The sequence below is a fragment of the Methylocaldum sp. genome (genome assembly GCF_039794385.1).
Lineage (GTDB): Bacteria > Pseudomonadota > Gammaproteobacteria > Methylococcales > Methylococcaceae > Methylocaldum.
The window spans coordinates 1-9825 of the sequence record NZ_JBDIVO010000169.1 but is presented as its reverse complement, the minus strand read 5'-3'; the positions used below and the strand labels follow the sequence as shown (position 1 = coordinate 9825).

The 9825-nt window shown below is 55.1% G+C and carries 13 protein-coding genes; 8 read left to right on the top strand and 5 right to left on the bottom strand.

Annotated elements, in window-relative coordinates; all coding sequences use genetic code 11:
• Positions 1-13: 13 nt before the first annotated feature.
• The 5 genes from ABJK70_RS14540 to ABJK70_RS14520 all read right to left on the bottom strand — a co-directional run bounded on the left by ABJK70_RS14540 (position 14) and on the right by ABJK70_RS14520 (position 3686).
• Entirely contained in the window at positions 14-472 is a 459-nt protein-coding gene (locus ABJK70_RS14540; protein WP_077729365.1) for a hypothetical protein, read from the bottom strand.
• A gap of 620 nt (positions 473-1092) precedes the next feature.
• Positions 1093-2124 (bottom strand): SDR family oxidoreductase, encoded by a 1032-nt coding sequence (locus tag ABJK70_RS14535; protein ID WP_077729366.1) that lies wholly within the window; start codon positions 2122-2124, stop codon positions 1093-1095.
• 136 nt (positions 2125-2260) lie between these two features.
• A complete protein-coding gene (locus ABJK70_RS14530; protein ID WP_077729367.1) occupies positions 2261-2701 on the bottom strand; it encodes a DUF2383 domain-containing protein in 441 nt (146 codons plus the stop codon).
• 43 nt (positions 2702-2744) lie between these two features.
• Positions 2745-3263, bottom strand: coding sequence for a hypothetical protein (locus ABJK70_RS14525; protein ID WP_077729368.1), 519 nt, complete (start codon positions 3261-3263; stop codon positions 2745-2747).
• Between the two features lie 231 nt (positions 3264-3494).
• Positions 3495-3686 carry a CsbD family protein gene (locus tag ABJK70_RS14520; protein WP_077729369.1) on the bottom strand — a complete coding sequence of 64 codons (192 nt, stop codon included), beginning with the start codon at positions 3684-3686 and terminating at the stop codon, positions 3495-3497.
• A gap of 273 nt (positions 3687-3959) precedes the next feature.
• On the opposite strand from ABJK70_RS14520, the gene ABJK70_RS14515 reads away from it, so the two are divergent.
• The 8 genes from ABJK70_RS14515 to ABJK70_RS14480 all read left to right on the top strand — a co-directional run bounded on the left by ABJK70_RS14515 (position 3960) and on the right by ABJK70_RS14480 (position 9462).
• Positions 3960-4118 (top strand): DUF1674 domain-containing protein, encoded by a 159-nt coding sequence (locus ABJK70_RS14515; RefSeq protein ID WP_077729371.1) that lies wholly within the window; start codon positions 3960-3962, stop codon positions 4116-4118.
• A gap of 97 nt (positions 4119-4215) precedes the next feature.
• Positions 4216-4584, top strand: coding sequence for a succinate dehydrogenase, cytochrome b556 subunit (gene sdhC / locus ABJK70_RS14510; RefSeq protein WP_077729372.1), 369 nt, complete (start codon positions 4216-4218; stop codon positions 4582-4584).
• Positions 4585-4604: 20 nt separating this feature from the next.
• Positions 4605-4985 carry a succinate dehydrogenase, hydrophobic membrane anchor protein gene (gene sdhD, locus ABJK70_RS14505; protein WP_077729373.1) on the top strand — a complete coding sequence of 127 codons (381 nt, stop codon included), beginning with the start codon at positions 4605-4607 and terminating at the stop codon, positions 4983-4985.
• 1 nt (position 4986) lies between these two features.
• Positions 4987-6774 carry a succinate dehydrogenase flavoprotein subunit gene (gene sdhA, locus ABJK70_RS14500; protein ID WP_347258325.1) on the top strand — a complete coding sequence of 596 codons (1788 nt, stop codon included), beginning with the start codon at positions 4987-4989 and terminating at the stop codon, positions 6772-6774.
• Positions 6775-6784: 10 nt separating this feature from the next.
• Positions 6785-7567 (top strand): succinate dehydrogenase iron-sulfur subunit, encoded by a 783-nt coding sequence (locus tag ABJK70_RS14495; RefSeq protein ID WP_347258324.1) that lies wholly within the window; start codon positions 6785-6787, stop codon positions 7565-7567.
• A 90-nt stretch (positions 7568-7657) separates the two neighbouring features.
• Positions 7658-7942 carry a succinate dehydrogenase assembly factor 2 gene (locus ABJK70_RS14490; protein ID WP_240502445.1) on the top strand — a complete coding sequence of 95 codons (285 nt, stop codon included), beginning with the start codon at positions 7658-7660 and terminating at the stop codon, positions 7940-7942.
• 25 nt (positions 7943-7967) lie between these two features.
• The gene (locus ABJK70_RS14485) at positions 7968-8321 is read left to right on the top strand and encodes a protein YgfX (protein WP_133717410.1); all 354 of its coding nucleotides are present in this window, start codon (positions 7968-7970) and stop codon (positions 8319-8321) included.
• A 448-nt stretch (positions 8322-8769) separates the two neighbouring features.
• Positions 8770-9462 carry a 2OG-Fe dioxygenase family protein gene (locus tag ABJK70_RS14480; RefSeq protein ID WP_347258323.1) on the top strand — a complete coding sequence of 231 codons (693 nt, stop codon included), beginning with the start codon at positions 8770-8772 and terminating at the stop codon, positions 9460-9462.
• Positions 9463-9825 lie beyond the last annotated feature (363 nt).

Sequence of the window (9825 nt, the reverse complement as noted above, 5' to 3'; positions counted from 1 at the left end):
GGAATCGGAAACCTCAGTGGGTATATCGGGTTTCGGTTCCCACGCGCTCCGTGGAGCCATGCGCCGGCTCGGTTTCTCTCCGTTCTGCCGAGCTCTTGAGAAATCGTGAAAGCATGAAACCCACGAGTACGCTTCCACCGAAGAAGACCCCCGGATTTCGGCGGGCGAAGTCCTCCGTCTTTCTCATCATGGTGCGAAGATCTCCTTCGCGAATGGTATCGACCATTCTGTCGAGAGCTCCCGCCGCACGATCGACATAGCGGGCGGTCGTACCTTGTTCCCGCTCGTTCAACTGTTGAGCGGTTCGATGCAAGGCCTCCGCCATGCCGCCGACTTCCGAGGCCGCGGCGTTGCGCTGACCCCTGAACAATGATTCACCTCTTTGCTTGGCTTCTTCCTTCAGCCGTTGCATTTCGTGCTTGATTTCGCCGGCTACTTCCTTGGCTTCGGTCTTAATATCCGACGAACGCATTTCCGCGCTGCCTGTGGTACCCATTCCAGTACCGGACTGAGTCGAGGAGGCAGGTTTGGTGCTATCTAAATCAGTATCTACGTTAGCCATGACATCACCTCGCCTTCTGATGGTTGATAATTGACAAATTATTCTTCGAGATACCAGGAAAAAACAGTCGTATTAATTCGTATTCTTAGTTAAAAATCATGGTTTTCCGATAAACTAGAACTGCTGGTATATTCCTTTTGGCAAATCGATCTAAATACCTTGACGATCTGTGAGAAGGTAAATAAGACCAGGTTATGAATGTTTTTAAGAAGATGGTCTAAAGCGGCTGGCGAATACGTACTTGAAGGGTGATATGGAATAGTATAAGAACGAATATATTGCCCTTATGAACAACAGGCGGCCTGTTGTTTTGTCTCTTGTCTACAACAAGTTGGGAAAAAGACTAAAAATACAAAGCTAAGTTGCCGATCTCCAATGATGGTTAAACCGAGGCCCGCCTCGATACCGAGTCTTGATATAGGTTTAAGACCATTGATAGGGATTGAATATCCCTGATGTCGAGGTAACGATGGCTCGTACGTGCGGACATCTATTTCCGAATGAGACCCCGCCTCCGGGAGAGGTTCAGGCTATTTATCGGGATTCGGTAGAACGTTGCCGGCTTCGGCAGTTCGTGGCGTCGAGCGTCTGGAGGAGTTCAGGTAAAGCGCCGCGCCAAGACCGGCGAGCAGGGCCAAGGTGCCCGCAGTCCAGGCCGTCTTTCGATAGCGTTGTTGATGGGGTTCCAGCCAGCCGCCGCGCACGGTGTCGAATTCGGGCATGGGTTCGAAAAGGTTTCCGGGCGAATCCGGTCCGGGCCGGTCTTGAAAGTGACGTCGCTCCACCTTTCTTGCCACCATCCGTTCCGCCAGCGGCGGCGCAAGATTCCACATGGCGATCATCCGCCCCGCGTTGCCCACCGTGACCTCCCTCTTCGGATGGCGAATCGTCTCCAAGATCGCCTCCGCTACGTCTTCGGGCGCATAAACCGGCGGCATCGCCTGAACCGCTTTTCCGGAGTAGTTGGCGGCATGTTGGAACAACGGGGTATCGATGGTTGCAGGCAGAATGGTGCACACGTGAATGTCGGGCGTATCGCGAAGCTCCATGCGCAAGCTTTCCGAGAATCCGGTGATGGCGAACTTGCTGGCGACATACGCGCTGGCATACGGCGCCGCCACTTTCCCCACTACCGACGCCACGTTGACCAATACACCGTAACCTTGCTTGTGGAAATAGGGCAGAACCGCCCGTGCACCGTGAACATAACCGAAGAAGTTGGTTTCGATGACGCGTCTAAATGCATCCGCAGGCGCGTCCTCGAACCGGGACAGCATGGTAACGGCGGCATCGTTGACCCACACGTCGATTCGCCCGTAAGTCTCGATGGCACGGCGCGCCAATTGCCTGACTTGCTCTTCGTCGGTGACGTCGGTCCTTACCGCCAACGCGCGTCCGCCGATTTGCTCGCATTCCCGCACCACTTCGTGCAATACGTCCGCTTGGCGGGCCGCCAGCACGACCGTTCCATGCTGTTCGGCGACCTTCATCGCCGTCGCTCTGCCGATGCCGCTGGACGCTCCGGTAATGACGATCACGGAGTCGGCAATATTCAATCGCATGGAAACGTCCTCTCATTCCAGCCGGGCACCGACTCGAAGATCGGTATAGTTCGCCGAAACAAACGAGGCGCGGTGGACAGAGCGCCGCAGCGAGATTCCCTCTCTATCGGCTCTCTGCGGCCGCGCCGCAACAGGATCAGGTGGTCCCGATGAGCCTGTTCAGAACGTTGAGGTGTTGCTGTTGTCTCGGCAACAGCGTGGTTTGAATCAAGTTTCGGACATCGGCCGGAATATCCGCATCCAGCAGGGCTTCCTGGTAATCCTGAATACCGTTTTCCTCTCCTTGGCGGAGGGCGGTGAGAGCCGCCTTATCACCTAATAATTTGGCGCCGCCCATGACCATTTTGGACCAGGTTCCCCAGGCTCCGGAGTCCTCCGTGGGTTTGCCTCCGGACTGAATGATCCGCTCCCTGAGCTTGTTGGCGGAGTCTCGATGATCTTCGCAAATCGAAGAAATCTGCTGCACTTCTCCAACCTGCGGCTCATTACGCAATTTATCCAGAGCCTGTTGATAGGTTTCGACGGCGGATATTTCGTCTCGCAATAGGGTATTAAGTTTGGATTCGTCCCATGGCATATACGTCTCCTGATGTTTGCTCCGAAGCGAAGTTGTCCGCTGGTTAGGTGACGCTCGCTTCTCCGCTCACTGCGATGTCTTCCGCATTAGCCTGTTCGAAAATCTCTTTGGCTTTGGACCTTTGGTGGCTGTCAGTGGTATGCACGGAAATCAGAATGTTCCCGCTCTTGATCTTGCCCTCGTAACGTTTGGCTTCGTACTCCGGAATTCCCATGCCGACCAGAGCTCCGATGATTCCTCCGGTTGCTCCGCCGATAGCTGCGCCGGTCAGTGCCGCCGCGATAGGTCCGGCAGCGATAAAGGGGCCGACACCAGGTATTGCAATAGTGCCGATTTCTGCAAGCCAACCGAGCACGGCACCCACGCCCATGCCTGCGACTCCTCCGGCGGTAGCTCCCTCCGGTGCCTTGGTGTGCTGCTCGTGGGCGAAATCTTTGGTCGTGGACTTATCGGGAAAAAGGACGGAGATATCGTTGTTTGAAAATCCCGAGGATCTCAAACGATCGATAATCAACTCGGCTTGTTCTCTCGTCTTGGCGACACAAAATACGGCTTTTTCCATGTCAATCTCCTTATGAAAATTGCGTGATTAGAATATATTGACGCAAGAAGATACCGAAATGGCTTGAGTTATATCTTGAATTTATCAGCAAAAGGTAACTACCTTAAAAGCGGCAATGCCCCACTTATTCTATTCAAGTAGTCGACGCGCTAACTGACGGTACATCCCTGATTGGTGGCGCTCGAGGAGCGTGGAAAGACGGCGTTACCGTCAGCTAGCCAAGTATTCGATTTACATCTTCATACCTTCTACTTGCCTTTCCGCTTCTTCACGGGCTATCCCGTATCTTTCCTGAATCTTGCCTATCAGTTTTTCTCTTTCGCCATTAATCTCGTCGAGCTCATCGTCGGTCAACCGACCCCATTGAGCTTTAATCGTGCCTTTGACTTGTTTCCAGTTTCCTTTGACTTGATCCCAGTTCATGACATTTCTCCAAATATTCGCCATCGACAAAGCATCTGCCCTGACTGGCTCATAACGTTGCGTACATATACGTATTGACGAAATATGTACCTTTCTTCGACCGTATTTATTCCACCGGTCGAAAGTTTGTAAAAGTTCGACAAAACCTCTCGCGAAAGATTCCTTACTGATAATATTTTCGGACGCCAGCCGCGAAGAGTGTCGCGAACGGCTTGTGATCACTTCCCTGCCAAGGTATAAAAGCCATAAAACAGGCTTCGGAGGAGTTGTGTCATGACTGAGGAACTCAAGTCCTCAAACAGCGATCAAGAATTGGAGAATGGGCAAGCGACAAAATCCGAATCGCAAGCTGCTCCGCGCAAGGACGCAGAGCGCCCAGAGCCTACCCGCTACGGAGATTGGGAAAAGGACGGACGGTGTATCGATTTTTAGTTTCCATGCACGCGGTTCTCGGCGCGTCCGGCAAAGATTGCTGGGCGCAGGTTTGCCATCGCAGCCAGGAACAAGACCCTAGGTGTTTCGCCAAGTTATGAGTGAGCGTCCGCTGTCGCCCCATCTTCAGATTTACCGCTTGCCGCTGACCGCGGTCTTGTCGATCACGCATCGAATAACCGGAGTGTTATTAAGCGTCGGCCTGGTTTTTTGGGCAGTGTGCCTGATGGCCGTCGCCGAGGGAGAGGCTCAGTTCGCCTGGATACAAGCCGTTCTGCGCTCGTTGCCGGGGCAATTACTGTTGTGGGCCTGGCTTTTTTCTTTGTTCTTTCATTTTTCCCATGGCGTCAGACATCTGATCTGGGACACCGGGCACGGTTTCGATCGTGACACTTTGGATCGGTATGCTTATTTGGAGTTGGTCGCTGCGGTGTTGCTGACCCTGGGGTTATTCCTACTCACATGATCACGATTTTCTAAGGGCCCATGAACTATCGATCACCGCTTGCCCGTGCCCGGGGACTCGGCTCGGCCAAACAGGGAACTCATGAATGGTGGCGGCAGCGGGTGACCTCTATCGCGCTGATTCCTCTGATATTTTGGCTTGCGCCCGTAGTCGTTTCGCTGCCTCATGCCGATTACGAGCAAGTCGTTCGGTGGATAGCGACGCCTTGGAACAGTATCTTCCTGTTGTCTTTCATCATTCTGGTCTTCTATCACGCCACGCTGGGGTTGCAGGTGGTGATGGAGGATTACATTCATACCGAATGGCTGAAAATGCTCAGCATTCTGGGCATGAAGCTGGTTTTTTCCTTTCTGGCGTTGGCGTCGCTCTATGCAACGCTGCGCATCGTGTTCATGGGGTAGCATGACCAAGGCCTACGAGATCATTCGCCATACCTATGACGCCGTGGTTGTCGGAGCCGGCGGCGCGGGTTTGCGCGCGGCGCTGGGACTGGGCGAAAAAGGTCTGAAAACGGCGTGCCTTACCAAGGTCTTTCCGACACGCAGCCACACCGTGGCGGCTCAGGGCGGCATCAGCGCCGCTTTGGGCAATATGGGCGAGGACGATTGGCGCTGGCATATGTACGACACGGTGAAGGGGTCCGACTGGCTGGGCGATCAGGACGCGATCGAATACATGTGCCGCGAGGCGATTCCCGCCGTCATCGAATTGGAGCATTACGGCGTCCCTTTTTCGCGTACCGAGAACGGCAAGATTTATCAGCGCGCTTTCGGCGGCATGACCACCCATTTCGGGAAGGGCTCCGCCCAGCGCACCTGCGCGGCGGCGGACTTTACCGGCCACGCCATTCTCCATACGCTCTACCAGCAATCGCTCAGGCACAAGGTGGAGTTCTTCACCGAATACGTCACTCTGGATCTCATCATGGACGAGGGCGAATGCCGCGGGGTGCTCGCATGGCGCCTGGATGACGGAACCTTGCACCTGTTCCGCTCGCACATGACGATCCTCGCAACCGGCGGTTACGGGCGTTGCTACTTCTCCTGCACGTCCTCGCACACCACGACCGGAGACGGCAACGCCATGGTCCTGCGAGCCGGATTGCCGCTCCAGGACATGGAATTCGTGCAGTTCCATCCCACCGGGATCTACGGAGCCGGCTGCCTGGTCACCGAAGGCGTGAGAGGCGAGGGCGGTTATCTCACCAATTCCGAAGGCGAGCGTTTCATGGAGCGCTACGCGCCCCACGCCAAGGACCTGGCCTCGCGCGACGTGGTGAGCCGCGCCATGACACGGGAAATCCTGGAGGGGCGGGGTGTCGGGCCGGACAAGGATCACATCTACCTGCATCTTGAACATGTCGATCCTGCGGTAGTCGAAGAAAGGCTGCCCGGCATCAGCCAGACCGTCATGATCTTCGCCGGCGTGGATGTTACGAAGGCGCCGATTCCGGTCATTCCGACCGTCCATTACAACATGGGCGGCATTCCCACCAATTACAAGTGTGAAGTGGTCACGCTGAAGGACGGCAACCCCGAGACGCCGGTGCCCGGCTTGATGGCGATCGGCGAGGCGGCTTGCGTGTCCGTGCACGGGGCGAACCGGCTCGGGTCCAATTCCCTGCTGGATCTGGTCGTGTTCGGGCGGGCGGCGGCATTGCGTTGTGCCGAGCTGATCCAGCCCAAGCGGCTCCACAAACCGCTTCCGCCGGATGCTTACGATCCGGCGCTGGCCCGCTTCGACCGGCTGCGCTACGCCAAGGGCTCGCGGAAAACCGCGGACATCCGCCTGGCGATGCAGAGGAGCATGCAGAGCCATGCGGGCGTATTCCGGACGGGCGAGGTGCTGCAGGAAGGCGTCGACCAGTTGAAAGGCGTCATGGACTCCTTTCAGGATGTGCGCGTTTCGGATCGTTCGCTCATTTGGAATACCGATCTGGTCGAAACCCTGGAGCTCGAGAATCTTCTCGCCCAGGCCATGGTGACCATCGCCGGAGCGCTCAACCGCGAAGAGAGCCGGGGAGGGCATACCCGTGAGGACTTTCCCGAACGGGACGACGAAAACTGGCTGAAACACTCGCTGCTGTGGCTCGATGAGCGTCACAATGTCCGTATCGATTATCGTCCGGTCCACCTGTACACCCTGACCGACGAGGTCGAAGTCATTCAGCCGCAAAAGCGGGTGTACTAGAGTAAAGGTTATGGGGCTTTTTTCACTACCCAAGAATTCTACGGTCAAACCCGGCAAGGTATATTCGGCGCCCGAGGGCGCCACCAATGTCAGGCGATTCGAAATCTACCGCTACGATCCCGAGTCCGGAGAAAATCCGCGCCTCGACGTTTTCGAGGTCGATCTGGATCGCTGCGGGCCGATGGTTCTCGACGCCATCATCAAGATCAAGAACGAGATCGACAGCACGCTGGCGTTCCGCCGCTCCTGCCGGGAAGGCGTGTGCGGTTCGTGCGCCATGAACATCGACGGACACAACACCCTGGCTTGCACCATGGCGATCGCCGATTGCCGCGAGGTGATAAGAATTTACCCTCTGCCGCATCAGCCGGTGATCAAGGATCTGGTGCCCGATCAAACCCACTTTTTCGCCCAATATGCCTCGATTCGGCCGTGGATTCAGACTCAAACGCCGCCGCCGGCCGATCGGGAGCGTCTTCAGAGCAAGGAGGAGCGAAACCGGCTCACAGGCTATTACGAGTGCATATTGTGCGCATGCTGCTCGACGGCTTGTCCCAGTTACTGGTGGAACAGCGAACGCTACCTGGGGCCTGCGGTTTTGCTGCAAGCCTATCGGTGGATCGTGGACAGCCGGGACGAGAACACCGGCGAGCGGCTGGACGAATTGGAAGATCCGTTCAAGCTGTATCGTTGCCACACCATCATGAACTGCACGCATGTCTGTCCGAAATATCTGAATCCAGCCAAGGCCATCGCCGAAATCAAGAAGCTCTTGATCGAGCGGCAGCGTTGAGAGAGGGTGAAAAAAACGTGGCGAGCGGCCCATATTCGCTACGAGAAGCGCAGGCGTACAGGGGGTACGTTGAGCATCGCAGGAGCGAATATGGGCCGCGCAGTAGTTCTGTTCACCCTCTCTGAGCCGATGAAAGCGGCCCAGCTCCGATGGCGCTGTCGCCGCGGCATGCGGGAACTCGATCTGCTGTTGCAGCGCTACCTGGATAGTGCTTACGATCAAGCGCCGGAAACGGAAAAATCGACCTTCATCCGGCTTCTCGATGAACCGGACGAAAGGCTTTGGCGCTATCTTTATACCGACTGCGTCCCCATAGATTCATCGCTGGCCGAGCTTGTCCTCAAAATCCGTTCCGCCTCTCCGTCTTCTTCTTAATCCGTCCCGCAGCCTGGCCGTCGCCGTGACAGCGGTTCACGCATTGGCGGCGTTTGCGTCCCTGGCCAACCCGCTGCCGGCGTGGACGAGGCTGGGGCTGCTCGGCGCCGTGTTGTTCAGTTTGTTCCTTTGTCGTAGGGAATATTCATTGAATCCGGCCGTCAGGGAACTGGTCCTCAAACCGGGAGGCGAATGCGAGATCTTCCTGCGGTCCGGTATGCAATCCGGAACCGTGCTGGACAGCAGCATCGTCACCACGTGGATAGTCATTTTGCACATTAAAACCGAAACGAAGACACACGCCGTTACGGTGTGCCGCGACGGCATGGACGCCGAGTCCTTCCGGATGCTTCGGGTCTATCTTCGCTGTCGGTATTAGTTTGCGATCGATGGGGTTCGCAGGTTCAGCCGATCCTCTACATACTGCGATTGGAAAATCAGAAAGCGCACAAGACATGATGCCGCTAAATTGCCGGAAGAATATTGAAATGGCGCTGATCGAATACGCATCCTGGCACATATTCACGGCAGCCGGTATTTCTTGCAGTAGTCCGGGTAATCTGAAACTTCTGCCGAGTTTATGGGTCGAAGTTTATAAAATCAGGCGCGTAATCTGTTATCGGATATACGTCCGAACGCGTAACATTATGGTTACGATATTCGCATGAAAGTATCTCACGCTCTTATCGTGCCGATAAACACATAAACTGGCGATCTTATGCCATGTTATAAAGTACTAGGCACGCAGAACTGTTCTACGACGACAAACGGTATCAGGAATTCAAGAGAATAGTGGGAGGCCACCTTTTTTAGGGAGAGCGTGCCCTATGCAAAAAGTATTTGGATCGACTGGATTCGAATTCGGTTTTCTGTTCGTCATGCGGGCGGAAAGAGCCATGGATCCGGAGGCTTTTGAGCCGTTTTTCAGCAGTCTTCCCGTCGACCCTTATATCAAGGGTGACTATCGTCTTCGAAAGCTATCACGGTTCAAGGTTTCTGAGGATGGCATCGTTAAAATGCCGCATGGCTTTCTTTTCCAACCCAAAGAATATAATCCCCTGGTCGGCGGTATAAAACGAGAATTTTCCGAATTGGATGAGGAGCTCGTCAATTTCGGAATGTTCAAAAGCCTACTGTCGATATTCAGAGATTTTTGCAGTCTCGATATCGGTGCCGAAATAGGCGTTCATCAGATACGAACCACATGCTCCCCGGATAACTTTGGAAATCCGGCGCCAGAAGGTATACACAGCGACGGTGCCGACTTTGTTTGTATCTATTCTATTGACCGGAGAAATATTCAGGGCGGGGAAACGCATCTGTACAAAAATAAAACCGGTAATCCTGTTTTTGACAAAATCTTATACCCTGGAGAACTTTTGTTGATCAACGACCGGAAGTTCTTCCACTATACCAGTCCTATCCAACCTATTGGGAAGAGCGCTGGCCACCGGGACGTATTTGTTTTGACATCTCCGAGCTTGCTTATGGATTCCCGAGAAACGGCAGTTGACCGCTGAGATGGAGCGGAAAAGTCCTCGCGCATTTTTCACCGCGGTTTAGCAGTGGGCATCGCAATGTGTAGGTCGGCAATCCTTTGCCGACAAAGGCCCTCGCCGACGGCGGGTGTCGGCAAAGGATTGCCGACCTACTTCGGGCGCTAAGCCAAACTGCAAAAGCGGGAGTTTTGTGAAGCAGGTTTCCAAACGGGAGCATGGGAAACCTGCTTTACCTGCGTAGATTCCGAAGGGGGCGCTTTATTAATCAGGCCCGTAAATACCCTCCTGGTATTTCGGGCCGCCGCCCAGGCCGGTACACGCCCGGCCTGGGCTCACGCGGCTTGTCGCCGCGCCGGGGCATCCCTGCCCCGGATTAACCCGGCC

Excerpts from the sequence above, each read along its gene's own strand:
- ABJK70_RS14540 (WP_077729365.1), bottom strand. The coding sequence starts at position 472 with ATGCGTTCGTCGGATATTAAGACCGAAGCCAAGGAAGTAGCCGGCGAA.
- ABJK70_RS14535 (WP_077729366.1), bottom strand. The coding sequence starts at position 2,124 with ATGCGATTGAATATTGCCGACTCCGTGATCGTCATTACCGGAGCGTCC.
- ABJK70_RS14530 (WP_077729367.1), bottom strand. The coding sequence starts at position 2,701 with ATGCCATGGGACGAATCCAAACTTAATACCCTATTGCGAGACGAAATA.
- ABJK70_RS14525 (WP_077729368.1), bottom strand. The coding sequence starts at position 3,263 with ATGGAAAAAGCCGTATTTTGTGTCGCCAAGACGAGAGAACAAGCCGAG.
- ABJK70_RS14520 (WP_077729369.1), bottom strand. The coding sequence starts at position 3,686 with ATGAACTGGGATCAAGTCAAAGGAAACTGGAAACAAGTCAAAGGCACG.
- ABJK70_RS14515 (WP_077729371.1), top strand. The coding sequence starts at position 3,960 with ATGACTGAGGAACTCAAGTCCTCAAACAGCGATCAAGAATTGGAGAAT.
- sdhC (WP_077729372.1), top strand. The coding sequence starts at position 4,216 with ATGAGTGAGCGTCCGCTGTCGCCCCATCTTCAGATTTACCGCTTGCCG.
- sdhD (WP_077729373.1), top strand. The coding sequence starts at position 4,605 with ATGAACTATCGATCACCGCTTGCCCGTGCCCGGGGACTCGGCTCGGCC.
- sdhA (WP_347258325.1), top strand. The coding sequence starts at position 4,987 with ATGACCAAGGCCTACGAGATCATTCGCCATACCTATGACGCCGTGGTT.
- ABJK70_RS14495 (WP_347258324.1), top strand. The coding sequence starts at position 6,785 with ATGGGGCTTTTTTCACTACCCAAGAATTCTACGGTCAAACCCGGCAAG.
- ABJK70_RS14490 (WP_240502445.1), top strand. The coding sequence starts at position 7,658 with ATGGGCCGCGCAGTAGTTCTGTTCACCCTCTCTGAGCCGATGAAAGCG.
- ABJK70_RS14480 (WP_347258323.1), top strand. The coding sequence starts at position 8,770 with ATGCAAAAAGTATTTGGATCGACTGGATTCGAATTCGGTTTTCTGTTC.